The sequence below is a fragment of the Streptomyces rugosispiralis genome, from assembly GCF_024505145.1.
GTDB lineage: Bacteria > Actinomycetota > Actinomycetes > Streptomycetales > Streptomycetaceae > Streptomyces > Streptomyces rugosispiralis.
The window spans coordinates 25,263-48,140 of record NZ_JANIAA010000040.1 but is presented as its reverse complement, the minus strand read 5'-3'; the positions used below and the strand labels follow the sequence as shown (position 1 = coordinate 48,140).

Annotated in this window: 27 protein-coding genes and 4 pseudogenes; 20 read left to right on the top strand and 11 right to left on the bottom strand. The window is 68.1% G+C overall.

The window, feature by feature from the left end; all coding sequences use genetic code 11:
- Nucleotides 1-19 precede the first annotated feature (19 nt).
- Together NP777_RS37885 and NP777_RS47880 are read right to left on the bottom strand one after the other, a co-directional pair.
- Nucleotides 20-343 (bottom strand): hypothetical protein, encoded by a 324-nt coding sequence (locus NP777_RS37885; RefSeq protein WP_256654718.1) that lies wholly within the window; start codon nt 341-343, stop codon nt 20-22.
- 317 nt (nt 344-660) lie between these two features.
- Nucleotides 661-1,378, bottom strand: a pseudogene (locus NP777_RS47880) (LysR family transcriptional regulator).
- Nucleotides 1,379-1,471: 93 nt separating this feature from the next.
- On the opposite strand from NP777_RS47880, the gene NP777_RS37870 reads away from it, so the two are divergent.
- The 8 genes and pseudogenes from NP777_RS37870 (at nt 1,472) to NP777_RS37830 (ending at nt 8,507) form a co-directional block, all read left to right on the top strand.
- Complete coding sequence (locus NP777_RS37870) at nt 1,472-2,209, top strand: SDR family NAD(P)-dependent oxidoreductase (RefSeq protein ID WP_256654717.1); 738 nt, start codon at nt 1,472-1,474, stop codon at nt 2,207-2,209.
- A gap of 359 nt (nt 2,210-2,568) precedes the next feature.
- Nucleotides 2,569-3,531 (top strand): Lrp/AsnC family transcriptional regulator, encoded by a 963-nt coding sequence (locus NP777_RS37865; protein WP_256654716.1) that lies wholly within the window; start codon nt 2,569-2,571, stop codon nt 3,529-3,531.
- A gap of 122 nt (nt 3,532-3,653) precedes the next feature.
- Nucleotides 3,654-4,751 (top strand): alkene reductase, encoded by a 1,098-nt coding sequence (locus NP777_RS37860; RefSeq protein ID WP_256654715.1) that lies wholly within the window; start codon nt 3,654-3,656, stop codon nt 4,749-4,751.
- A 482-nt stretch (nt 4,752-5,233) separates the two neighbouring features.
- A complete protein-coding gene (locus NP777_RS48710; RefSeq protein ID WP_391858656.1) occupies nt 5,234-5,785 on the top strand; it encodes a mycothiol transferase in 552 nt (183 codons plus the stop codon).
- A pseudogene (locus NP777_RS37845) lies at nt 5,772-5,983 on the top strand (IS5/IS1182 family transposase); the annotation flags it as partial. The gene NP777_RS48710 and the pseudogene NP777_RS37845, both read left to right, overlap by 14 nt.
- Before the next feature lie 198 nt (nt 5,984-6,181).
- Nucleotides 6,182-6,598 (top strand): hypothetical protein, encoded by a 417-nt coding sequence (locus NP777_RS37840; RefSeq protein ID WP_256654714.1) that lies wholly within the window; start codon nt 6,182-6,184, stop codon nt 6,596-6,598.
- 54 nt (nt 6,599-6,652) lie between these two features.
- Nucleotides 6,653-7,204 (top strand): GNAT family N-acetyltransferase, encoded by a 552-nt coding sequence (locus tag NP777_RS37835; protein WP_256654713.1) that lies wholly within the window; start codon nt 6,653-6,655, stop codon nt 7,202-7,204.
- 274 nt (nt 7,205-7,478) lie between these two features.
- Nucleotides 7,479-8,507 carry an IS3 family transposase gene (locus tag NP777_RS37830; protein ID WP_256654712.1) on the top strand — a complete coding sequence of 343 codons (1,029 nt, stop codon included), beginning with the start codon at nt 7,479-7,481 and terminating at the stop codon, nt 8,505-8,507.
- 656 nt (nt 8,508-9,163) lie between these two features.
- Here NP777_RS37830 and NP777_RS37825 read toward each other — a convergent pair.
- On the bottom strand, nt 9,164-9,991 hold the full coding sequence (locus tag NP777_RS37825) for a helix-turn-helix domain-containing protein (protein WP_256654711.1): 828 nt from the start codon (nt 9,989-9,991) through the stop codon (nt 9,164-9,166).
- A gap of 111 nt (nt 9,992-10,102) precedes the next feature.
- On the opposite strand from NP777_RS37825, the gene NP777_RS37820 reads away from it, so the two are divergent.
- The gene (locus tag NP777_RS37820; RefSeq protein ID WP_256654710.1) at nt 10,103-10,879 is read left to right on the top strand and encodes an alpha/beta fold hydrolase; all 777 of its coding nucleotides are present in this window, start codon (nt 10,103-10,105) and stop codon (nt 10,877-10,879) included.
- Between the two features lie 93 nt (nt 10,880-10,972).
- On the opposite strand, the gene NP777_RS37815 is transcribed toward NP777_RS37820, so the two are convergent.
- Genes NP777_RS37815 through NP777_RS37800 form a run of 4 tightly spaced genes read right to left on the bottom strand, consistent with a single transcriptional unit; the run spans nt 10,973 to nt 12,361 of the window.
- A complete protein-coding gene (locus NP777_RS37815) occupies nt 10,973-11,659 on the bottom strand; it encodes an integrase core domain-containing protein (protein WP_256654709.1) in 687 nt (228 codons plus the stop codon).
- A complete protein-coding gene (locus NP777_RS37810; RefSeq protein ID WP_256654757.1) occupies nt 11,553-11,795 on the bottom strand; it encodes a helix-turn-helix domain-containing protein in 243 nt (80 codons plus the stop codon). The genes NP777_RS37815 and NP777_RS37810 overlap by 107 nt, the downstream gene beginning before the upstream one ends.
- A complete protein-coding gene (locus NP777_RS37805) occupies nt 11,711-12,040 on the bottom strand; it encodes an integrase (RefSeq protein ID WP_256654708.1) in 330 nt (109 codons plus the stop codon). The genes NP777_RS37810 and NP777_RS37805 overlap by 85 nt, the downstream gene beginning before the upstream one ends.
- A 48-nt stretch (nt 12,041-12,088) precedes the next feature.
- Nucleotides 12,089-12,361 carry a hypothetical protein gene (locus NP777_RS37800; RefSeq protein WP_256654707.1) on the bottom strand — a complete coding sequence of 91 codons (273 nt, stop codon included), beginning with the start codon at nt 12,359-12,361 and terminating at the stop codon, nt 12,089-12,091.
- Between the two features lie 184 nt (nt 12,362-12,545).
- Here NP777_RS37800 and NP777_RS48705 point away from each other — a divergent pair, with 184 nt between their 5' ends.
- Nucleotides 12,546-12,740, top strand: coding sequence for an aromatic-ring hydroxylase C-terminal domain-containing protein (locus NP777_RS48705; protein WP_391858655.1), 195 nt, complete (start codon nt 12,546-12,548; stop codon nt 12,738-12,740).
- Here NP777_RS48705 and NP777_RS37795 read toward each other — a convergent pair.
- Nucleotides 12,700-13,290 carry a TetR/AcrR family transcriptional regulator gene (locus NP777_RS37795; RefSeq protein ID WP_256654706.1) on the bottom strand — a complete coding sequence of 197 codons (591 nt, stop codon included), beginning with the start codon at nt 13,288-13,290 and terminating at the stop codon, nt 12,700-12,702. The two genes, NP777_RS48705 and NP777_RS37795, sit on opposite strands and share 41 nt — an antisense overlap.
- Nucleotides 13,291-13,586: 296 nt before the next feature.
- On the opposite strand from NP777_RS37795, the gene NP777_RS37790 reads away from it, so the two are divergent.
- From NP777_RS37790 to NP777_RS37780, 3 genes are all read left to right on the top strand, one after another.
- Nucleotides 13,587-14,309: a DUF998 domain-containing protein gene (locus NP777_RS37790; RefSeq protein ID WP_256654705.1), complete on the top strand. Its 723-nt coding sequence runs from the start codon at nt 13,587-13,589 to the stop codon at nt 14,307-14,309.
- A 70-nt stretch (nt 14,310-14,379) separates the two neighbouring features.
- The gene (locus NP777_RS37785; RefSeq protein WP_256654704.1) at nt 14,380-15,594 is read left to right on the top strand and encodes an SGNH/GDSL hydrolase family protein; all 1,215 of its coding nucleotides are present in this window, start codon (nt 14,380-14,382) and stop codon (nt 15,592-15,594) included.
- A 53-nt stretch (nt 15,595-15,647) separates the two neighbouring features.
- Nucleotides 15,648-15,899, top strand: a complete 252-nt coding sequence (locus NP777_RS37780; RefSeq protein WP_256654703.1) for a hypothetical protein — start codon at nt 15,648-15,650, stop codon at nt 15,897-15,899.
- Nucleotides 15,900-16,083: 184 nt separating this feature from the next.
- Here NP777_RS37780 and NP777_RS48700 read toward each other — a convergent pair.
- Nucleotides 16,084-16,336 (bottom strand): annotated as a pseudogene (locus NP777_RS48700) (telomere-associated protein Tap); the annotation flags it as partial.
- 94 nt (nt 16,337-16,430) lie between these two features.
- Nucleotides 16,431-17,288 carry an SDR family NAD(P)-dependent oxidoreductase gene (locus NP777_RS37770; RefSeq protein ID WP_391858654.1) on the bottom strand — a complete coding sequence of 286 codons (858 nt, stop codon included), beginning with the start codon at nt 17,286-17,288 and terminating at the stop codon, nt 16,431-16,433.
- On the opposite strand from NP777_RS37770, the gene NP777_RS37765 reads away from it, so the two are divergent.
- Entirely contained in the window at nt 17,174-17,869 is a 696-nt protein-coding gene (locus NP777_RS37765) for an MmyB family transcriptional regulator (protein ID WP_391858659.1), read from the top strand. The genes NP777_RS37770 and NP777_RS37765 overlap by 115 nt on opposite strands.
- A 234-nt stretch (nt 17,870-18,103) precedes the next feature.
- Here the strand turns inward: NP777_RS37765 and NP777_RS37760 are convergent.
- Nucleotides 18,104-18,706, bottom strand: a pseudogene (locus tag NP777_RS37760) (helix-turn-helix domain-containing protein); the annotation flags it as partial.
- 159 nt (nt 18,707-18,865) lie between these two features.
- Here NP777_RS37760 and NP777_RS37755 point away from each other — a divergent pair.
- From NP777_RS37755 to NP777_RS37730, 6 genes are all read left to right on the top strand, one after another.
- A complete protein-coding gene (locus NP777_RS37755) occupies nt 18,866-19,507 on the top strand; it encodes a hypothetical protein (RefSeq protein ID WP_256654700.1) in 642 nt (213 codons plus the stop codon).
- 109 nt (nt 19,508-19,616) lie between these two features.
- A complete protein-coding gene (locus NP777_RS37750; RefSeq protein ID WP_256654699.1) occupies nt 19,617-20,009 on the top strand; it encodes a hypothetical protein in 393 nt (130 codons plus the stop codon).
- A gap of 155 nt (nt 20,010-20,164) precedes the next feature.
- Nucleotides 20,165-20,563, top strand: a complete 399-nt coding sequence (locus NP777_RS37745; RefSeq protein ID WP_256654698.1) for a hypothetical protein — start codon at nt 20,165-20,167, stop codon at nt 20,561-20,563.
- Nucleotides 20,564-20,967: 404 nt separating this feature from the next.
- Nucleotides 20,968-21,624, top strand: a complete 657-nt coding sequence (locus tag NP777_RS37740; RefSeq protein ID WP_256654697.1) for a hydrolase — start codon at nt 20,968-20,970, stop codon at nt 21,622-21,624.
- Complete coding sequence (locus NP777_RS37735; protein WP_308405335.1) at nt 21,509-22,357, top strand: ABC transporter substrate-binding protein; 849 nt, start codon at nt 21,509-21,511, stop codon at nt 22,355-22,357. Before NP777_RS37740 ends, NP777_RS37735 begins: the two co-directional genes overlap by 116 nt.
- On the top strand, nt 22,354-22,707 hold the full coding sequence (locus NP777_RS37730; protein WP_256654696.1) for a hypothetical protein: 354 nt from the start codon (nt 22,354-22,356) through the stop codon (nt 22,705-22,707). The genes NP777_RS37735 and NP777_RS37730 overlap by 4 nt, the downstream gene beginning before the upstream one ends.
- Nucleotides 22,708-22,878: the final 171 nt, after the last annotated feature.

Here is a 22,878-nt window from a genome sequence, read left to right as displayed (position 1 = left end):
CGCCGGTGCCGTGCGTGTATCAGGGGTGGTCGAGGGGCCGCCGCCGGCGGAAGAGATTGCGGCGCTCGTCCAGCGATTGGCGCGAGAGACCTGGGGATACGTCAGAATCCAAGGTGAACTGCGACGGCTTGGCCATCGGGTGGCCGCCGCCACGATCCGGCGCGTCCTGCGCCGCTCCGGCCTGCCGCCCGCATCGCAGCGCGCATCCCAGCAGGCCTGGCGTACCTTTCTCCGAGATCAGGCCCACACGCTTCTGGCCTGCGATTTCATGCACGTGGACACCGTCTTCCTCAAACGCCTCTGGATCTTCTTCGTCATGGAGACCGCGAGCGGCCGCGTTCACGTCCTGGGCGTCACCGCCCACCCGACCGGCGCTGGGCAACCCGGCTCTGACCGTCTACGACAACCCGCACTCGTTCCTGATGTGCGTCTGCAACCGCGACCGCGCCCTGTGCCACCGTCTTGATGTCACCGACGCCCCGAGCCTCGTCCGCTGCCAGCCGTCATGTGCGAACATCACGCGCCCCGACCGCCACAACCACGACCGCGACAAGGGCCGCGCCCGCGGAGGCACCCCGGACAGCAAGATGCGCCTACACCAGCAGCTGGCAGACAGTACGGCCGTGCTCCGCCCGCTGCCTGCTCAGCGTCACGCATCGTTCAAAGACGTGTTGCCACGCGGGTCAGGTCGGCAACTGTACGAAGGCGGCTGCGCGGCGGCCAGGCGATCACCGTCGTCACGGGCGGAGCACCCAGGACCGGCACGGCGGCGAGGTCCCGGCGCAGGTCGGCGGCGGCGGACTCGGGAATGACCACGGTGGTACGGCCAAGCGCGATCAGCTGGAAGAGCTGCGCCAGGTTCCGTACCTCTGCGCCCGGTCCTTCTGGGCAACTGCCGCCGGGACCGGGCCGGCGGGCCATCGGGAGCGTCGGCAGGGTGGTGATGTCGGCCATCCGGACCGGGGAGCGGCCGGCGAGCGGGTGTGAGGCCGGCAGGATCGCGACCTGTCTGATCGACGGTGGCTGCGCCGGGTTCCGCGGCGTAGGCGTCGAGCAGTTTCGTCAGCAGTTCGCCGGCGGTGCCGGTTTTGACGGCGAGGACGAGACCGGGGTGTGCTGTCGCGGCCCGTTGGGTACGCCGCTCGGCCGCGGTCACTGCGCTGAGGATCGCGCGTGCTTCGGCCAGCAGCACGGCTCCGGCCGCGGTGAGCGTGACCTTGCGGCTGGTGCGTTCCAGCAGTGCGATTCCGAGCCGCCGTTCGAGCTGGGTGATCGTGCGGGACAGGGGCGGCTGGGCTATCCCGAGGCGCTGGGCGGCCTTGCCGAAGTGCGGCTCCTCGGCGACGGCGACGAAGTACCGCGGCTCGCGTATTTCCATGCGCCCAGGCTAATGACGGCTCACGGCTGATCGATATCGTCCGGGTATTGCTGCACTCCCGAGAGGGTGTTGGTGCCCGGCCGCAGCGCGGGCATGCTCGCTGTCGTGAACGAGAAAACGATCGCGCTGGTCACTGGCGCGAACAAGGGAATCGGGTACGAGATCGCGGCCGGGCTCGGTGCGCGGGGCTGGAGTGTCGGTGTCGGCGCCCGGGACGAGCAGGGCCGGGAGGACGCCGTGGCGAAGTTGCGCGCGGCTGGTGCCGACGCGTTCGGCGTGCCCCTGGACGTGACCGACGGCGGGAGCGTGATCGCCGCGGTCCAACTGATCGAGGAGCGTGCGGGGCGGCTGGACGTACTGGTCAACAACGCCGGCGTGGCCGGCGGCTGGCCGGAGGAACCCACGACCATCGACCTGGACACCGTGCGGCGACTGGTGGAGACCAACGTCATCGGCGTCATCAGGGTCACCAATGCGATGCTGCCGTTGCTGCGCCGTTCGGCGCACCCGCGGATCGTCAACCAGTCCAGCCACGTCGGCTCCCTGGCCCTGCAGACCACGCCTGGTGTCGACCTCGGGGGGATCAGCGGGGCGTACGCGCCGACGAAGACCTACCTCAACGCCGTCACCATCCAGTACGCCAAGGAGCTGAGCGGCACCGGCATCCTGATCAACAACGCCTGCCCTGGTTACGTGGCCACCGACCTCAACGGATTCAGCGGGACCCGGACCCCCGAGCAGGGCGCGGCGATCGCCATCAGGCTGGCGGCCCTGCCGGACGACGGCCCGACCGGTCGGCTTTTCGACGACAACGGGGTCGTCCCCTGGTGACCTGACCCTCGGATGCGTTCGGTTCTTCGGCTCGGCGCGGGCGTTGTACCAGCGGGTGTGGGCGGCGATGGCGGCGTTCTGCTCGTCGTACGTTTGGTGGTCCATGCCATTGAGAGCGATGCGGCGCAGCGTGGCGAACTCGGACTCGATCCGGTTCAGCCAGGAGCCTCGAGGGCTGCGAGCGTGTGAATCACCCCGCCGCTAGCGGTTGTAGGTGGCCCGCAGGCGCCAAGGCTTGGCCGCCAGGCGCCACGTGGCTTGGCCGCCAGGCGCCGCGCCGCAGGGTCTCCCGGCTTCTCCCGGCAAGCACAGGGCACACGGGGCGCGCCGGATGAGTTTGGATCGGTAGGACGGGGCACATGTTGGACGCGGTCGAACGCGGGCTGCTGCAGGCGCTCCAGATCGATGGGCGGGTCGCGTTCTCGCTGGTCGGTGCGGTGCTGGGGGTTTCGGACCAGACAGTGGCGCGCCGATACGCGCGGCTGCGGAACGAGGCGGGCGTTCGGGTGATCGGTGCGGTGTGGCCGGAGGCGGTGGGACGGCAGTTGTGGCTGGTGCGGGTGCGGTGTGTACCGGAGGCGGTGGCGGGGCTCGCGCGAGCGCTGGCGAAGCAGGCAGAGACGACGTGGGTGCAGATCGCCTCGGGCGGCGCGGAGGTCCTGTGCATGGTTCAGGCGGTGACGGACACGCCGGCCGCGGAGTCGACCGTGCTGTCTCGCCTGCCCCGCACGCCCCGGGTCACCGGGGTGAGTGCGCACCGCGTGCTGCACCCGTTCTTCGGTGGAAGTGAGAGTCCGCTGACGAAGAACGGGCAGCTCACGGCGGAGCAGTGCGCGCGACTGTCGCCGCCGGCGGCGAAACGCGTGACCGGGCCGGTGGAACTGTCGACGGAGGACAACGCGTTGCTGGAGGCGCTCGCGCTGGACGGGCGGGCCGGGTTCCGGTCGTTGGCCACGGCGACGGGCTGGTCGCAGACGACTGTGCGGCGGCGGCTGGCGGAGCTGCGCTCGGGCGGGGTGGTGTACTTCGACGTCGATGTCGACCCGGCGTTGCTGGGGTTGTGGACGTCGGCGGGGTTGTGGCTGACGGTCGCGCCGGGTGAGCTGGCGGCTGCGGGTGAGGCGCTGGCGGAGCATCCGCAGGTGAGCTTCGCGGCTGCCACCACCGGTGTGTCCAACCTGTACGCGAGCGTGCAGTGCCCCACTGGCACGGCGCTGTACGAGTACCTGACGGGCCCGGTGGCGGCATTGCCCGGCCTGCTGTCGGTGGAGACCGCGCCGAGTATGCGGGTGGTCAAGGGGGCGTCTCCGATCGTCGGGTAGCGCCGCGTACGAGGCCCTTCGTGTCGGATAGCGCCCACTGGGACGGTGTTCCTGCCGCGGGGCTCAGCGCGAGGCGATTGTGGCGGGGCACGAAAATACATCGCTCCGAGAAGGAACTCCCGATGCCCAACGCATTCGACCCGATCACCATCGGACCGCTTACCCTGCCCAACCGCGTCGCCATGGCCCCGCTGACCCGCCGCCGCGCCTACGGCGACGGCCTGTCAGCGACCCCGCTCATGGCCGAGTACTACCGGCAGCGCGCGACCGCCGGGCTGATCGTCGCCGAAGCCGCCCAACCCAGTCGTGTCGGCCAGGGCTACACCGACACCCCCGGCCTGCACGACACGGCGCAGGTCGCGTCCTGGCGCCCGGTCACCGACGCCGTGCACGAGGCGGGCGGCCGGATCTACACACAGCTCATGCACGCCGGCCGTAACAGCCACCCCGAACTCCTCGGCGGCGGGCTGCACCCGCTCGCGCCGTCCGCGTGTGCCGCCGAAGGCGTCGTGCGCGTCCACGGCGGCGAACCGGCCGTGCGCAAGCCGTACCCGATACCGCAAGTCCTGACCATGCGGGGCATCGCGGATACCATCGCCGACTTCGCCGATGCGGCCGCGAACGCGGTCGACGCCGGCTTCGACGGTGTCGAACTGCATGGAGCCTACGGTTACCTCATTCAGCAGTTCCTCTCCGGCAACGCCAACCGCCGCACCGACCGCTACGGCGGCAGCGTCGCCGGGCGCGTCCGGTTCCCGCTCGACCTCGTTGATGCCGTCGCCGCGCGCATCGGATCCGAGCGGCTCGCACTGCGGATCTCCCCTGGCTGCACCGCGTTCGGCCTCGACGAGCCGGACCTGCACGAGCTCTACCTGACCCTGGTCGACGGTCTGCCACGCGACCTGGCCTACCTGCATGTATTCGAGTTTCCGGGCCACCGTGACCTCACGGTGAAACTGCGGGAGCACTGGGCAGGAGTGTTCATGCTCAATCCGCACGAGACCCACCACGACTGGCCCGCCGGCCCCCGGCAACTGCGCCTGGTCGACGACGGGCTGGCGGACATCCTCTCGTTCGGGACGCTGTTCATCTCCAACCCCGACCTCGTGCACCGCCTCCGCCTCGGCGCGCCGCTCGCCCAGGCCGACGAGACCACGTTCTACCGCGGCGACCACCGCGGCTACACCGACTACCCCTGCCTGGGGGAAGTCCTCTCGTGACCGCTGTCCTCCGCAGCGCGATCGCCATGGTTCACCGGTGCCAGCAGTCGCATCAGCCTCGCAAACGCCGCAGGCTCACCCTTGCCGACCGGCCGACCGCGCGCGGGGGCCGAGCCTCGCTGTTCCAGCTCTCTACTCGCTCAGTGACCGCAGCGTGAGGGTGGTCGCCGATCCGGTCAGATCGGGGCCGCCCTCAGCCGTGCCGCCCCGCCCCGCAGCAACCAAGATCACTGGGTGGCAAAGGGAAGGCTGAGCGTTGCTATCCGGCTCTTGGCACGCGGGGTGGCTTGCGGGAGGGGGCCCTTGCCATCATCGTTTGGTGAACGGTGACCAGCGCATACACCCTTCGAAGGTGGCCGGCGACCGTGCGTCGCTCACCTCGTTCCTCGACTACCAACGGGCCACCCTGGCCATGAAGTGCCAGGGGCTGACCCGCGAGCAGCTGAAACAGAAGGCGATCCCGACCTTCAGGGCTCACACTTTTGGGCCTGGTACGTCACGCGGCCTCCATCGAGCGAAGCTGGTTCCGCTTCGCCCTGAACGCCGAGGATGTCAGGTCGCCTTGGCCTGGCGAGGTCGACGGCACGTCCGCCGAGTTCCACGTCGAGGACGCCGACGTGGATGAGGCGTTCGGAGTCCGGCACGAGGAGTGCGTCCGTGCCCGCGCGGTCGCTTCTTCCTTCGCTTCCCTCGACGACACCGTCAACTGCGGCGGCGTGACCATCTCGCTTCGCTACGTCCTCACGCACATGATCGAGGAGTACGCGCGGCACAACGGCCACGCCGACCTGGAGGAAGCTGATGAAGCCGCGTCCGCCGAGAATGTCGAATTCTCGGAGTCCGCCTTCTCGGTCGAATGGTCGACCCACTTTGCCGCGTCGACTCCAATCGCGGCGAGTTCGGTCGCCAGTCGCTCGACCTCTGCTACGACACCTGGCGCAAGTCCGTCGGCGACGTACTCCTCACTCGGGTTGTACTCCCAGGTCCAGTCGGTCACAGCCCCGCCTGGCCGGTGTTTGGTGCACCGCGCGTGACTACGGCGACCCGGGCAAGCCCCGCATCGCCTGGAATGATGAGTATGCCCGCGGTGATCTCGTCGATTGCCTTGGTCGGTGACGCACTACGGCTGCTGGGCCATCTGCCTGAGCAGGAGCTGGGTGCGAAGCGTGGCGAACGCGGTCGGCCTGCTGGCCCTGGTCGCCGGACAGAATGTGGAGGCGTCCGCCGACTCCCCGCGCGGGGTGTTTGGTGACAGCCGGGCACACCGTCCCGCTTTCGGCGTCCGGCGGACGGCACGAACAACGCCTTTGTGCCTGTTTTGAAGTCTCCCGGTGGAGTTCGCCCGGCTCAGATTCGAACGGGCACCCAGCGAGTTGGGTGCTTGACGGCTTCTGTAGCCTGCCGTCAGCTGTGTGTCGGGGGGAGCTGACGTGGAGAACATCCTGTCCGTGGCCGTCGGGGCTTGTCTCGGCCTCATAGGGGCCGTGTTCGGGTCTTGGTTCACTGCGCGTCGGCAGGACCGCATGTGGCTGCGTGAACAGAAGCTGAAAGCCGGGGTCGGCTTCAACACCGCCGTGGTCCAGCTCATCGACTACCTTCGGGAAACACGGCTGAGTGACGACGGTGCCGGGGCCAACGAACTGGCGAGCCGGATGCAGGAGGCCCGGTCAGCCCTCTATCTACTGTGTGCCGACGACACCGTCGATCTCGCCGCCGCTCTCGCGCGTCGGGTCTGGACTTCCCGGCCCAGCGAGGGCAGGGACGATCGCAGGGCCGAGCACAGGGAAACGGAGGATCTCCTGCGCCGCTTTACCCATCAACTCCGGCAGGAGATCGCCAGGACGTAGTCTCAATTGGTTCTTCGGTGGGAGAATCGGTGCTGAAGTGGACATGATCGCCTCATGAATCAACGCTCGGTGACCCTGGACAAGGTCACTTTGGAGGATTGGCCTGCCATTCACTCGTGGGCGTGTCTGGCGGAGACTTGTCGCTATCAGACGTGGGGGCCGAACACAGAGGACGAGACGCGGGATTTCGTGGAAGGCGCGGTCAAAGCCTGGTCGGACAACCCCCGGCGCCGGTTTTCCTATGTGGCCCGCCTCGGGCAGGAGGTGGTGGGCATGGGGGAACTGCGTGTTCGTAGTGACATCCAGCGTCAGGCGGAGGTCTCCTATGTCGTGCATCCGCGAGTCTGGGGCCAGGGCATCGGGACAGAGATCGGGCGGCGGCTTCTTGCCTGTGGTTTCGGCGAGTTGGGGCTCCACCGGATCTATGGAACCTGTGACCCGCGGAATCTCGGCTCCGCCCGGGTGCTGGCCAAGCTCGGTATGACGCATGAGGGACGTCTGCGTCACACACAGCTGATTCGCGACGGCTGGCGAGACTCTTTGATCTTCAGCCTCCTCGAAGAGGAATGGCGCCCCACTGCGCAGAGCACCGCTCCGGACGGGTGACCTGCTCTGCCGAACGACTTGGCTGGCCCTGCGCTTGCCGAGAATGTCATCCGCCCTGGTAGGAGGCATGCACCCGGACTGGCGGTCGTCAGCCCCGTCGCTCGAGTCGGCGCTCTCGCGTAGCGGGTAGTCCACGCGTCATGATGATCGACCGTGCTGCTGCGACTGGCCTACTTGGGCGTGACCAACGCGTTCGCGCTGCTGCGTCTTGAAGCTCCCCCGTGATCGTGGACACCTGGAGACTGGGACGAGGTTCCAGAGGAAGTAGTGCCAGGTGGGTAGTCAGTACTCGAAGCGGTATTCGGAGGAGTTCAGGCGGGACGCGATCGCGTTGGCGCGTTCCTCCGACAAGACGATCACGGAGGTCGCGCGGGATCTGGGGGTGAGTCCGGAGAGTCTGCGCGGCTGGGTCAAGCGTGACCGGATCGACCGCGGTGAGGGCGGGCCGGGCGAGCTGACGAGCGCGGAGCGCGAGGAGCTGAAGCGGCTGCGCAGGCAGAACGCCGAGCAGCAGAAGACGATCGAGATCTTGAAAAAAAGCGGCGGCCTTCTTCGCCAAGGACAGCGACCGGTGAGCGAGGTCTACCGGTTCATCGCCGCGGAGAAGGCCGCCTACCCGGTGGCGCTGCTGTGCCGTGTCCTGGGCGTGGTCCGCTCCTCGTTCTACGCCTGGCTGGAGGCGGAGGAGGTCAGGCAGGCCCGGACTCGGGCGGATGACGCCCTTGCTCACGAGATCACCGTGATCCACCTGGCCTCGAAAGGTGCCTACGGTGTTCCGCGCGTGCACGCCGAGCTGCGGCGGCTGGGCCGTACGATCAACCGCAAACGGGTCGAGCGGGTCATGCGCGAACGCGGGATCGCCGGCGTCACACGTCGAAGACGCCGCTCGCTGGCTCGTCCCGCCAAGCAGGCACGGCCTGCCCCCGACCTGCTGGGCCGTGACTTCACCGCCGCCCGGCCCGGCACCCGGCTCGTCGGAGACATCACGTACCTGCCCACCCAGGAAGGCTGGCTGTATCTCGCCTGCTGGCTGGACCTGGCCACTCGCGAGGTCGTCGGTTACGCGATGGCCGACCATCACCGCGCGGGAGCGGTGTCCTCTTGTCCCGACCAGCGTTTTCGCAGGTCGGAGGCCGTTTCCTCGGGTGGCGGGGGCGGCCTTTGTCGTGTCTGGGCAGGGAGTGATGGGGAGCCCTCGTGCTCCCAACTCGCGGACGTGTCAACGGTGTCCGGTTCGTCCGTCACCCGATCTGGTAGATCTGCAGCGCCGTACGAAGAACTCGTGCGCCGTCGTCAATCGTAGGCTCCTGCGATCACCCCATCGGATTCGGATGCTCTCTGCATCAAGAGGCATAAGGGCCCTTGTCGGCTCCTGGCCCCCTTTCCGGGGTGGGAGCACGGAGTCGCGCTCCCCATGCGACAGGGGAGCAGGGGACTGCGGGTGATCTTTCCGGGCCGGTTTCCGCAGGCAGGCCGTGTGCGGGCGTCCTGTCGCAGCGGACGGCCAGCGCCAAGGGGGAGTAAAGCCCCTTGGCGTCTGCCGGCAGATGGGGCACTCCCAGGGCGTGAGCGCCGTAGCCGGTTCTGGAGCGCCGTATCGAGCCTGTTTGCGGGGCCTGGTCAGAAGAAAAAGTGTGCCAAGCGAGCGAGGGTGCGGCACTGGTGGGTGCGCTTGACATGGTGGTCGACGAGCACTGCTTACCTACGTGTCGCACGAGTGCGGTGTCGTTGGGTGGAAGCGTCTGGTCGTTGACGCATCCGGCCTGGATAGCACCGGGAGGACTGACAGTCTGGGTGGCATCTGGCCCGCGGTTGGATTGACGGGCGCGGGCGGTGCTTAGAACTCGCGCAGAGAGGCACGGTGGCGCACCGATACAGAGAGGCGGGCACGGAGTTCCGGTGATCATGGGGTTGTGACGCCACGTGATCATGGATGTGAGTGTTCTTGTGGGCACCTCCTCACTCGGCGGCCACCGTCGCCTGCCACGCGCCTGGGCGTTTGCCTGTGGCCTTGTGGAAGAACACCGAGAAGTTGGATGCGTCGGGGAAGCCGAGTACGTCGGCGCAGCGGGCGGCGGTGAGGCGGTCGTGTGCGAGGAGCCGTTTGGCTTCCAAGGTGATCCGTTCGACGATGTACGCCTTCGCGGTGCGGCCGGTGGCCTGCTGCACCGCTCGTGAGAGGGTGCGGGGCGCGTATCCCAGCGCACGGGCGTAGTAGCCGGCGTCGTGGTGTTGCCGGAAGTGCGCTTCGACGCTGGAGCGGAACAACCGGAACACCGGATGTGTGAGCCGTGCTTCGGCGTGTGGTGGGTGCAGCCGGGTGATGAGCGCGGAGAGCAGGATTTCGGGCAGTTCCGTCGAGGAGTCACTGGGTGGGGCGGATGCTTCGAGGAGGAGATGGCTGCGCGCCGTGTCGACGAAGGGCCAGTCGGCGTCGGGGATGCTCCAGTGCGCGGCCAGGTCCGGGGAGGCGACGAGTTCTCGGGTGTTGTGGGTGACCGGCGCGGTCGGCACGAACAGTACGAGGTGCCCTGCCACTTCGGCGATGTCGTCCCACCGGTGCACCGCGCCGGGTGGAATCCACACCGCGGACCGGTCTTGGAGCGGGTGGAGGTGGAAATCGACCGTGACTGAGCCGGGTCCGGTGTCGATGACGGCGAGGACGTGGAAGTCGGCGCGCTGCGTGCCGCCGTCGTTCAGTTCGCGAAGGCGGCCGAACGTCATCGTCTCGACCGAGGCGGCGCGGCGTCCTGCGGGCTGGTAGGTCATCTGCCGGATCACGTTCACGTGTCCAGTTTTCACCATCGGGCGACCAGTCACGCCGATGCCCCGTCCGGGTGCAGAAGTTTCCATGAATACACAGGGCAATCGCCTGGAGCATCGACCGGAAGAGCCATCATGAACACGACGCAGCAGACGCTTCTGCCCGCTTACGACCATCGGCCGGGGACCGGGCCGACTCTGGTGTTCCTGCACTATTGGGGTGGTTCTGCCCGCACCTGGGACCTCGTCGTCGACCGGCTGGCGGGCCGTGACGTGCTCACGGTCGACTTCCGCGGGTGGAGCCGGTCGAGCGCTCTGCCCGGTCCCTATACGCTCGGTCAGCTCGCCGACGACACGTTCGCCGTGCTCGCGGATGCGGGGGTCACAGACTACGTCCTGGTGGGGCATTCGATGGGGGGTAAGGTCGCACAGCTGGTCGCGGCCACCCGGCCGGCCGGCCTGCGCGGCATCGTTCTCGTCGGCCCCGGCCCGGCGAAGCCCGCCGCACAGGTCACTCCCGAGTACCAGGAAGCCCTGTCGCACGCCTACGACTCCGCCGAGTCCGTGGCCGGGGCACGGGATCACGTTCTCACCGCGACCGAGCTGCCCGCTCCGGTCAAGGCGCAGATCGTGACCGATTCGCGGACCGTCACCGACGCCGCCCGCACCGAGTGGCCGCTGCGCGGCATCGCGCAGGACATCACCGAGCACACGCGCATGGTCAGCGTGCCCGCTCTCGTCGTCGCCGGAGAACACGACCAGGTGGAGCCCGTCGGCGTGCTCCGCGACAACCTGGTGCCCTACCTCTCCCAAGCAGACTTCGTGGTGATCCCCCACACCGGTCACCTGATCCCGCTGGAAGCCCCGGCCGACCTCGTCGACGCCATCACCGCATTCGCGCCGGCAACCTGACCGTCCCGCGACCCGACGACGGGCTGTGCCCCTGATCACCCCGTAGCGCTTCAGAATTGTTTCATCGGTTGTGAGCTGGGCTTTTTCCTATGGTCAGCTGGCTCGGTGGTACTCGTTGATGAGGCTGGCGACGGCTTGTCGGCGTGTGATCCTGGCTGCTGACAGGGGCATGACGTTCGGGTTGTCGTTGGGCGCGAGCTGGTCTCGGCCTTGGTGGGGCCGGTGGTTGTTGAAGTGGCGTGCGTAGTCGTGGAGGATCTTCTCGGCGTGACCACGGCCGAAGAGCGGGACTCGGTCGGTGCACTCTTCCCTCACCGAGCGGATGAAGCGTTCTGCGTATGGGTTGCAGTTGGGGCTGCGTGGAGGGATCTGGGCCACAGTGATGCCCTCGCTGGCGAATACGGCGTCGAAGGCGGCCGTGAATTTCGCGTCCCGGTCGCGGATGAGGTGAGTGAAATCTGCGGCGCGATCGCCGAGTTGCCACAGGAACTGCCGGGCCTGCTGAGTGACCCATGCGGCGGTGGGATGGGCGGTGACGCCGAGGATGTGGATGGTGCGGGTGCGCACCTGCATGACGAACAGGGCGTAGAGCCGCTGCGGGGTGATGGCGTCGACATGGAAGAGATCGGTGGCGAGCGGGCCGCGGGCCTGGGCCTTGAGAAAGACAGCCCACTCACCGCGCGTCGGCTGGGCGGCGCGGCGCGGGACCGAGACCGGTCGCGCGCAGCACCCGGCGGACAGTGGCGGGGCTGACTTTGAGCCCGAGGCGGCGGAGTTCACCGTGCACGCGCCGGAATCCCCATCGGGGGTTCTCAGCGCGGAGACGGATGATCAGGTCGCGGATCTCCTCGGGCAGCGGCGGCCGCCCGGTGACGGCGAGTGCGTCCACTTCTGCTTCGCCAGGCGCCGGTGCCAGGCCAGCAGGGTGCGCGGTGAGACGATCCGGTGTTCGCGCAAGGCGCGTGGGAGCAGTTGGGACAGGGCAGCGAGCAGTGCACGGTCCGGCCATCCGGGCTTGGGCGTGGTGACCTGCCGACGCGGAACCGCGAGTTGGTGCCGCAGGATCAGTATCTCCGCATTCTTGGCTCCAGAGGATCGAGTCATCAGGAACAGCCACGCGAAGATCCGTGTGGCGATCAGGTAGGTGAGTCGTACCAGCACAAGGACTGATCATGTTGAACACCTGGTGGTCACGTACGTTATTCCAGGTCAGGTCCGGTGAAGAGGTTCTGGAGCGCTACGGGGCAACGGCAGCCGGTGCAGCAGCGCAGCCAGGAACGCCCGATCGTCCGGAGTGAACCGTACTCGTGCGTCTCCGAGTTGGCGTTGGAGGAGCACTGTGATCTGGTGGCGGAGGGCCAGGGTCTCCGCACCTTTGTCCCGGTCGCTCGTCGGCAGCAGACGCAGCAGACGCAGCAGACGCAGCAGACGCAGCAGCGCGAACGCGTTGGTCACGCCCGGGTAGGCCAGTCGCAGCAGCACGGTCGATCACCATGACGCGTCCCCACCGGCTACGCGAGAGCACCGACTCGAGCGACGAGGCCGACGACCGCCAGTCCAGGTGCAGGCTTCTGACCAGGGCGGATGACATTCTCGGCAAGCACAGACCTGATGCATCAACGCCAGGGCGTCGCGCTCGACTTCACTGCCGACGACGCACCGGCGGGTGCGGCCCAGGGGCGCACCGGACCGGATCCGGTGCGCATCCGGTCCGGTGCGCAATGGCCGCGGGCTGGCAGCGGTCCTGGTCCGGCCCGACGGCGTCGTCGCCTGGGCAAACGACACCCCCGACGCGTTCGAACAGGCCGCCGCCCAGTGGTTTAGCGCTTGGCTTCGCCGTAGGGCGCCCACCCCTGGTTGAGGAGGCGGAATCCTGCGTCGATGGCTGCCGCCGGGACAGGCTCGCGGACCGCCACCAGCTGAATCTGCAGGGCAAACCGGACGTAGAAGCGGATCTCTTCGCTCGGTTCTTGCAGCCCGAAATCTTCGGTGATCGCCGAGACCAAGGCATCCTCGTGGCGCAACCACATCTTCTCCGCGTAGTCGATCAGAGCCGGAGTGTCCTCCATGAGGGCAAGGATCCGGCTCTGCGGCTCAGATGTGAGTGCGGCGATCTCGGCCAGATAGTGGGCCTTCAGCGCGTCAGAGATCGAGGTCCCCGCCGGGCGGCCACTCACCGCAGCGATCAGGCGTTCATGCCGCTCACGTTCGTCACTGAAGACGAGCGCCTCCTTGTGCGGGAAGTGCGTGAACACCGTCTTGGGTGACACATCGGCCGCGTCCGCGATCTCGCGCACGGTCACCGCATCGAAGCCGCGCGCCAGGAACAGCTGCGTCGCCGCCTCCAAGATCGTCGCCCGCGTTGCCGCCTTCTTGCGCTCACGTCGCCCCGCCGTCGCCGCATCCACCATGCTCCGCACTCTACCCCCGAGCGCTAACCACATTGACTAAAAAAGGAGTCTCGGTATCCTAAGTGAGTGAGTGTAGTTAATGTGTTCGTGGATGCGACGAACTCGGCGCCTCTGGTCACTCGACGGCTACTGGGTTCCAGGAGAGGTCCCCAGTTCAGTCGTCTCGACATCCCCAGCGCCCGGCACGCCGTCGTCCCCGAGCTCCGATTTCTTCGGCGGCCCAGACGCCAACCCGGCTATCAGAAAGGGACACAACCATGTCCGAAACCATCGACTCGCGACCCAAGAAGCGCGAGGTGCCCGCCTCCGGCGCGCACCAGCCGGCGCAGCGGCGAGTGGCGGGGGCGCTGCTCATCGCCGGGCCGGCGATCTTCCTGCTCGGGGAGCTCATCTCCGCCGCGGCGTGGACCGACCCCGCCTACAGCTACACGCACCACTTCATCAGCAACCTCGGCGTCCACGGGCCCTCGACCCTGTTCGGGCAGTACATGTACTCGCCGCTGGCCTGGGTGATGAACACCGGATTCTTCCTCTTCGGAATCACGATCCTGGCCGGAGTGGCCACGCTGCGCGATCTGTCGGGAAGGCGCCGCTGGGCAACGCTCATCCCCGCAAGCCTGCTGACGTTCGGCGGCGTCCTGCTCGGGCTGTATCCCGGATCCGGCGAGGCCCTCAACAATGGCACCGGCGAATACCACAGCATGGGAGCCTTCGCCGGCTTCATCGGCGGGAACGTGCTCGCCATCGTTCTCGGACATCGGCGGCAGCGCATCGGCATCTCCGCGCGCATGGGGCGAGCGCTGATCACGGTCGGCGTGATCGGCCTGATCTCGATGGTGCTCTACCTGGGGATGATCGTCGCCGCAGGCGACAACCCCATCGGCATCATCGGCCTCATCGAACGCGGCGCCGTCCACCCGTTCCTGATCGGCCTCCTCTGCGCCGGCGCCTCGCTCTGGAAGCGGAAGCCCACGGACGAGCCCCTTGCTCCCACCGCTATCGCGGGCAAGACCGCCTGACACCGCGCTGTTCGAGCACCACCGACCTCAAGCACCAACCGTGACACCCGACAACCGAAGGGCAACCCCCATGAACAGCGCCGTCAACACCCCTGCCGGCCAGGAAGGTTCCACCCCGAACGCGGCCGCCTGGGTTCGCACCTGGGGCGCCTCCCCGCAGGCCTCCAACAACTCCGTCAGCTTCATCGAGCCCTTCGAGAACGCGACGCTGCGGCAAATTGTCCGCATCAGCGGCGGCGGACACCGCATCCGCATCCGCATCAGCAATGAGTACGCAACCGCGCCGCTGGCTATCGGCGCCGCCCGGGTCGCCATCACGGACACCGACGCCGAGAACCAGGACGGGAGCGACCACGCGGTGACGTTCGACGGCCAGCCGACCGCCACCGTACCGGCGGGCGCGCCGATCCTCAGCGATCCCATCGATCTGCCGGCCCCCGGGCTGTCACGGCTGGCCATCAGCCTTTACCTGCCTGATCGCGTCGACACCGCAACGTGCCACGGCACCTTCCATACGCTCGGCTGGCTCATCCCCGGCGACGCCACCACGCTCACATCGCTTCCCGCGGACGCCACCCTCCTGCCTGCGCAAGCCCTGATCACAGCCGTGGAAGTGCAGCCCGACACACCGACCCGGGCCATCGCCGTGATCGGTGACTCCCGCGTCGACGGCATCGGCTCCACCCCCGGCACGGACCGGCGCTGGACCGATCTGCTCGCCGAGCGCCTGGCAGCCCGCGGCGGACAGACCACCTGCGTGGTCAACCAGGGCATCGGCGGCAACCGCCTGCTCACCGACGGCATCGGCACCGCCGCCCTCGCCCGCTTCGACCGCGACGTCCTCACCACGCCGGGCCTCGGCCACGTCGTGATCGCGGTAGGCAACGACCTCATCTCCTCCTTCGCCCCGCACACCGAGGAGACGGCCGGATTCCTCGACATGTTCCCCGGCGAACCCGTCGGCGTGAACGACATCATCGCCGCCCACCTCCAGCTGGCGGCGCGAGCCCGCACACACGGCGCGAAGGCGTACGCCGCGACCATCGCCCCCTACGGCGGCTCGGACATGTACACACCCGAGGGAGACAAGGCTCGCGAGCAGATCAACGCATGGATCCGCACCAGCGGCGCCTTCGACGGCGTACTCGACTTCGATGCCGCCTGGCGTGACCCCGCCGATCCCAGCCGTATCCACAGCGACCTGCACATGGGCGACAGCCTCCACGGAAACGACGCGGGCTACGCCGCCCTCGCGGAATCCATCGACCTCACCCTCTTCGACTGATTCCTGACCGAGGCGGCTTTGCTTCTCCGCTCGCCGGTTCCTGGAACGCGTCGATGCCGGTCGCGGCCAACACCGATCTCCGCGAACGCGAGCTGATCAAGCAGGCGGCCCTGACAGCCGCGCTGACCGACGCCCTGCGGCAGCGAGGTGTCGGCAACATCGAAGCCGGCCTGGCCGCCGAGACCGGCAGCGCCGTGTTCCGCGTCGCCTTCAGCCAATGGGGCGACGCCACCGAGAACCGCGACCTGCGGGACGTCATCCGCGAGACCCTGACCCGCCTTCGGCTCCTCGCCGCCGCCGAATAGCCCCGCAGGGTCGCAGGGCCTTCGACCAGATCAAGGACCACGCGACCCCAGCAATGCCTTCCGCGAGTACATGATCTGGGTGGAGGTCGGAGCGGGCCAGCGGATCGACCAGGGAAACACCTCGCGCTCCGCGCAGGAACCGGTCGCGCAGTATCTCCGGGCCCGCACGTCGAAGTACGTGTTCCCGCGCGGGCCGGTAGATCCGCGCCCACGGCCCGAACCCACGCTCGGTGAGCTGCCATTTGGCCTTGGCCGGCTGCTTCAGGACGGGGTGGCCTTCCTCCAGGCGCAGTCCGCGGCGGTCCTCCAGACGCTCGGGGAGACCGAACCTGACGGCGGCCTCGCGGGTCAGGGCGACCAGCGGGTCGGAGTCCTTGCCGTGCCGGTGCAGCCGGGACGCACCCGGCCCCCGCGTCCCGCAACGTCCACTCCACGATGTTTTAGGTGCGTATTGATGGAGTCCGGGCGGACGCCTGGGCCGGAGGCGTGGTGCGTTGGCCGGCGTCCGCCCGGGAGGTGGCCGGGGCCGGCTCAGGCGGCTTGCATGCCACCGTCGACGGAGAGGACCACTCCGGTGACGTAGGAGGCGCGGCCGCTCAGCAGCCAGGCGGCGGCCTCGGCGATCTCGCTGGGTTCGGCCGCGCGACGCAGCGGGGTGTGCGCGTTGAGCTGGTCGACGACGCCCGGGGTCTGCGCTTCCCAGTCCTGGATCATCTCGGTGAGTGTGGTGCCGGGAGCGATGGCGTTGACGCGGATGCCCTCGGGTCCGTAGGTGACGGCGGCGGACTCGGTGAGGCTGTTGACGGCCCGCTTCATCGCACCGTAGGCGGGCAGTGCGGGGTTGCCCGCGAGGCTGCCGACCGAGGAGGTGTTGACGATGGCACCCGTGCCGGCGGTGGTCCGAATCGCGGCGACCTGGGCGGCCATGGCCAGCCAGACGCCCTTGAGGTTCACCCGGTAGACATGATCGAAGTCCGCCTCCGGTGTCTGGTCCAGGGGGCCGGGCTGATGACCGGCCCCCGCGTTGTTGAAGGCGGCGTCGAGCCGGCCGTACACCTCCAGGGCGCGTTTCACGCCCACGCGCACGCTCGCCGGGTCGGCCAGGTCGCACACCACGTACTCCGCGATGCCGCCCGCCGCCCGGATCTCCTCGGTCACCGTCTTCAGCTGGGTCTCCGTGCGGGCCGCGAGCAGCACTTTTGCGCCTTCGCGGGCGAACAGCCGCGCCGCCGCGGCGCCGATGCCGCGACCGGTCGACCGAGTACTACGCGCGGCTGGAACAGGCCCGCGCCCCGCGCCCCTCGCGTGAGGTCCTGTCCGGGCTGGCCCGCGCCCTGCGTCTGTCGGACACCGAGCGTAACCACCTGCACCACCTAGCCGGCGCCCCACCCGCTCCGCCACCGGGCCCCTCGCGCGAGGTACGGCCGAGCGTCCAGGACCTGTTGCACCGGCTGCCGCACGCGGCGGCGCTCGTGCTCTCCGCGACCTACGGGGTGCTCGCCCACAACGACCTGGCGGCCGCCCTCCTGGAGGACTTCTCCGTCCTGCCCCGGCGCGACCGCAACCTCATCCGCCGCGCCTTCCTCGTCCCGCCACCGCCGCAGGAGCGGCAGTGGTACGGCCTCATCGACCGCGAGACCTTCGGCCGCGCCGCGGTCCAGCACCTGCGGGCGGCCTCCGCGCGCTACCCCGAAGACGGTGCGACGACCGCACTGGTGCGAGACCTGCTGGCCGGCAGTGCGGAATTCGCCCGGCTGTGGGCCGCGCACGAGGTGTCGGCCGAGCCCATGCTGGTCAAGACCTTCCACCACCGCCTGATCGGTCCCATCACCGTCAACTGCGACATCCTGGACCTGACCGACCGGGACCAGCGCGTCGTGATCTACACGGCCGAGCCCGGCTCCCCCGCGGAGGAGGCACTGCAGCTGCTGTCGGTGATCGGCACACAGCGCATGGACATACCCGGCTGAACGGCCCCAGCCATCACCCGCGCTGACCGCCCGAACCAGCAGCGAAGGCGCGGTGTGCGAGAACGCCACCGGCCCCGACATCGTGCTGCTGCCCAACGCCGTCTCCCAAGCGCCGGCCCCCTGGGCCACGCGGACCTCCGGCCTGTGGCGCCGCTACGTGAGCCGAGCCTTCAACGGCCTGCGGCCCAGACCGCCCGACCTCCTGACTCCGCTTCCTTGCCTCCGGCGCTGCTGAATGACCAGGTTCTTCGCCGCTTGCGCTACCCAGGAGGCGCTCGGATGCGTCGTGGCGCCCAGGACGCGGATCCGGCGACTGCCGTGTTCGATCACCACGAGCACGTATACCCGTACCCCCGACAGGGTGGCTGTTTCCATGAAGTCGCAGGCCAGAGGCGCCTCAGCCTGGGAACGCAGAAAACTGGCCCAGGTAACGGAGTTCCGCTCGGGCGCAGGATCGATGCCGGCCTCCTTCAGGATTTCCCGGACGGTGGACGCGCCCACCCTCACTCCCAGCACGAGCAGCTCACCGTGCAGTCGTCGGCACCCCCAGCTCGGGTTCTCCTTTGCCAGGCGCAGCACCAGGATGCGGATCGAGCGCACGGTGCGTGGCCGTCCCGGGCGTTTGGGCCGGCAGGAGGCGGCATGGTGGTGTGCGACGAGGGTGCGGTGCCAACGCGGTACCGTGTCGGGGCGGACGAGTAGCCGTGATCTTCGCAGGACGTGCAGTGGCAGCCGGTGCGGCAGCGCCGCCAGGTACGCTCGATCGCTCGGCGTGAACCGGATCTTGCCCTTGCCGAGTTGGCGAAGCCCGATGCACCGGCTCCCATCAGGACGGATGAGGTTTCCGGCAAGGGCACTGCACACTGGAGGCTCACGCCGGGTAGCGCCCGGCACCGAGGCCCCGCCGCGCCCCCCGTCGCGACGGGGCCTCACCACTTGCCCGCTCCAGACGCTCACACCTGGCCCACATCGGTCTGCATATGCTGAAATGCCTAAATGCTGCAACCTCGGGGGGATTTCGTGAATGACCAGCCGGGCCCCAGCCCCGACGGGGCGGAGCCGATGCCGCCTGGCGGCCGCCCGAGGATGTTCAACAGCAGAGCCGCGCAGATCCTTTGGACCATTGTCCCGATCGTCACCCTGGGCTTCGCGGCGGCAGTCCCGTTTGTCACTGCCGCTGTGAAGAGGGTCATCAGGCCATGGGTCGCGATCCTGTATGTAGCGGTCAACGTGACGGTCCTCGTCATGGTTACCGTGCAGCCTGACGAGGACGCTTTCTCAGGGCTTCTGCTGATCTTGCTGATAGTGACAGCGGCGACGCATACGGCGTTGCTGGGCAGTGAGCGAGTCGCCATCGGTAAGCGACCCCGCCGACGCGCCACATCTGCCCCTGAGCGCCCGCGTGCGAACCCGGTCCAGATCGCCGTCCTCGAACACGACTTGCTCGGCATCCGACCCGAGCCCGGCAGTCCGGCAGCGCTCACCATCGCCCTCCGGAAGACCGGCAGCTGCTTCGAGCACCGCCCGGTGGACACCACAGCGATGGACGACGCGCACCCGACCGCGCTCTGCGAGGGATGCGGACGGCACATGGTCCAGGACAGCGAAGGCCACTGGCAGATCGCACTACAGCAGTAGTTGAGCGAGCGGTCGATCATGCCGCAGACTGACCTCAAGCCCGGCGTGCCCGGACACAAACGCACACTGCGGCCCGGGTGGCACCGCCCCAACAGGCGGGAGGCACACTGTGCCAAGCAACCCGCGTAACGGCCGCCCGTACCCGTACCGCCGCCTTGCCGCCATTCTCTGCCTCCCGCTCACCGCCTGCGGGAGCAGCGACGACACCAGCGGCACCAAGACCGACGACAAGCCCGCCCGCGCCACCCCACAGGTCAACGCCGCCACGGCGCTGAAAACCATCTCCGCCACGGTGAGCACCGCCACGCAGAACAGCACCATCACCGCCGCCAACGACCCGAACCACCTCCTCGGCAGACCAGGCCAGTACACGTCCAAGGTCACGTTCGCCGACTCCCGGGTGCAGAAGGCGGACGCCTCCGGATTCAAGCCGGGCGACGTCGAACTCGGCGGCGCGGTCGAGGTGTTCGACAACCCGGCCGCCGCCAAGCTGCCCGGGTAGCCGGGGCCGCCCATGGCGCGCGGGCACAATAGAGGCCAGCACCCGCACGCACACCGGGAGACCCTGGCCGTCGCCGTCGGGTGCTCGTAGGCCGAGGCTGCGGTCGGCTCGTCCGGCGTTGTAGTGCTCGGCGTACTGGTTGAGGACCGTGCGCAGTGCCGTTCGCCGGTGATGAGGACGCGGTCGGTGTACTCTGCGCGGGCTGTGCGTATCCATCGTTCGGCGAACGCGTTGGAGCGTGGGCTTTGCGGCGGTGTCGGGATGACGGCTGTGCCGTTGCCGGCGAAGACGGTGTCGAATGCGGTGGTGAACTCGCTGTCCCGGTCACGGATGAGGAACCGGAAGCATCCGGCCCTGTGGCCGAGGTCCATGAGCAGGTTGCGGGCGAGCTGGGCAACCTATGCGCCGGTGGGACGGGCTGTGACGCCCAGGGCGTGGACGCGCCGGGTGGCGATCTCCATGACGAAGAAGACGTAAAGGCGCTTGAGTTGTTCACGGCGGACGAACGTCCCAGCAGGAGGAGGTATGCCAGCAGTCGGCAGAAGATCAGGTAGAGCAGTCTCAGACCCACGATCAGCGATCAGCGATCACGCCCATATCCGGGCCACCGCAAAGCCCCTGGTGCGGACTGCTCAACGAGTACCACACCACGCCACCCCGACCGCCTCACCACCCACAGGCAACGCCCAGCTCAGCGGCCTGGTCGGAATATTGACCCCCTTCAGGGCTGCGCTGGTGCGGGCGAGAACGCCGATGGCCATGCCCGACCAGTTCGCCTGAACGCCCAAGACCGACGCTAGTTGACGCGTCAATCATCAGCATCTAACGTAGGTGATGCGTCAACCAAATGGTTGGGGGTCGCCAGCCCGGCCATCCCGTATCTGCCTCACTGCGGGGCATCGAGTTGTCGGTGCGCTGCCGGAGACCCGCGGACGCAAAGTTCCAGAAGGGGAATCTCGTGAGTACTGAGAACAAGGCCGGACTTGGCGCGCTGCTGACGCCCGAGGAGAGTGTGCTCGCCCTCATCGACCACCAGCCGTTCCAGGTCGCCAACCTGCACAGCCACGAACCGACGATGGTCATCAACAACGCCGTCGGGCTCGCCAAGGCCGCCAAGGTGTTCGACGTTCCGACCATTCTGACAACCGTCCTGGAGGAGCGCGGCGGCCTTCTTCTCCAGGGTCTGCAGGATGTGTTCCCGGAGCAGAAGCCGATCAACAGGACCTTCGTCAACACCTGGCAGGACGAGCGCGTCGTCGATGCCGTCAAGGCGACAGGACGCAAGAAGCTGATCATCGCCGGCCTCTGGACGGAGGTCTGTGTGGCCATGCCGGCGATACAGGCGGCGGGCGAGGGCTTCGACGTCTTCGTCGTCACCGACGCGTCGGGCGGTGCCTCGAAGGAGGCCCACGACATGGCGGTGCGGCGCATGATCCAGGCGGGCGTGACCCCGATCACCTGGATTGCCGTGATGGCCGAGTGGCAGCGCGACTGGGCCCGTGAGAAGACCGTGCCGGGCATCGTCGAGGTCCAGGCGCAGCACGGCGGTGCCAGCGGTGTGGCCTACGCCTGGGAGACGCAGCTCCTGGCCACGCCCACCGGAAACGAGGGCTGACATCGCCGCCGCCCCGGCACCGATTCGTATCGGGTACTGCCTGTCGTTAACCGGTTCCCTCGCGGACAACGGCCGGTCGGCCCGTCTGGCCCATGAAATCTGGCGTCAGGACGTCAACAGCCGGGGCGGCCCGGCCGCCCTGTGGAGTTCGTCCGGTAACGACGACGAAGGGAATGCCGACAACGCTCCCAGGATCTACGAGCGGTTGATCGACGAGCACGACGTGGATCTCGTCATCGGTGGATACGGCACCAGTACCCTGCTGCCGGCCATGCCGTTGATAGTGGAGCGGGAGCGCTTCTTCGTCGGGCTGATGGGCCTCGGCGTCAACAACGCGCTCCTCTATCCGAACTACTTCGCCGTGATTCCCGCCGGTCCGGATCCGAACGCCGCACTCACGGAGGGGTTCTTCGCGCTCGCTGCGGAGCAGACTCCCCGGCCGGAAACCGTGGCGCTCGTGTCTGCCGACGCCGAGTTCTCGCGTAATCCCGTTCTCGGCGCCAAGGCGAATGCCGAGAACTACGGCATACGGGTGGTCCACGAAGCCACGTGTCCGCTGTCGACCGGGGATTTTGCTCCCGTGATCGACGCGGTCGCCCGAAGCGGCAGTGATCTGTTGCTCCTGTGTTCCTACTTGGCCGACTCGGTAGGCCTGGCCCGCACCATCCGTTCTCATCGCTTCCGGCCGGAGATGGTCGGCGGTGCCATGATCGGACGCAGAACACGGCGGTGAGGACACAACTCGGCCCGCTGCTCAACGGTTTCGTGAACTACGAGTACTGGGCGCCGGTGCCCAAAATGGTGATGTTCCCGGCCGTTCAGGAACTGCTGAACACCTACCAGGAACAGTCCGCCCAAGCCGGTGTCGACCTCCTGGGACACTACATGGCTCCACTCGCCTATGCGCAGCTGCAGGTGGTCGCCCAAGCCGTTGAAGCGACAGACGGTTTCGACCAGTCGTACGTGCCGGACGACCAAACCGCCGGCGGGAATCCAATGCTGAGCCGATACGGCTGCGCAATACAGATCAGAAGTGATCGCTGCCCCCGAACGGGCGATCACCCGCGCTCACGTCCAAGATAGGGATGGAGGCTGATGCCAACGGCGGACGTGATGCAGGGTGTGGCTACTTCTACCCTGATCCTCATCAGAGGTGGACACGTCAACCATGTTGCCCTGGGGTTCTGGATGAAAGCGCAGCCAGCCCTGCGCCCTTTCGGCCCCGGTGTGGGAGGAGAGGGCGGAGGCCGTCAT

Coding starts and splice junctions, on each gene's coding strand:
- NP777_RS37870 (WP_256654717.1), top strand. CDS start 1,472: ATGCTCGCTGTCGTGAACGAGAAAACGATCGCGCTGGTCACTGGCGCG.
- NP777_RS37865 (WP_256654716.1), top strand. CDS start 2,569: ATGTTGGACGCGGTCGAACGCGGGCTGCTGCAGGCGCTCCAGATCGAT.
- NP777_RS37860 (WP_256654715.1), top strand. CDS start 3,654: ATGCCCAACGCATTCGACCCGATCACCATCGGACCGCTTACCCTGCCC.
- NP777_RS37835 (WP_256654713.1), top strand. CDS start 6,653: ATGAATCAACGCTCGGTGACCCTGGACAAGGTCACTTTGGAGGATTGG.
- NP777_RS37820 (WP_256654710.1), top strand. CDS start 10,103: ATGAACACGACGCAGCAGACGCTTCTGCCCGCTTACGACCATCGGCCG.
- NP777_RS37795 (WP_256654706.1), bottom strand. CDS start 13,290: ATGGTGGATGCGGCGACGGCGGGGCGACGTGAGCGCAAGAAGGCGGCA.
- NP777_RS37785 (WP_256654704.1), top strand. CDS start 14,380: ATGAACAGCGCCGTCAACACCCCTGCCGGCCAGGAAGGTTCCACCCCG.
- NP777_RS37780 (WP_256654703.1), top strand. CDS start 15,648: ATGCCGGTCGCGGCCAACACCGATCTCCGCGAACGCGAGCTGATCAAG.
- NP777_RS37755 (WP_256654700.1), top strand. CDS start 18,866: ATGCTGCAACCTCGGGGGGATTTCGTGAATGACCAGCCGGGCCCCAGC.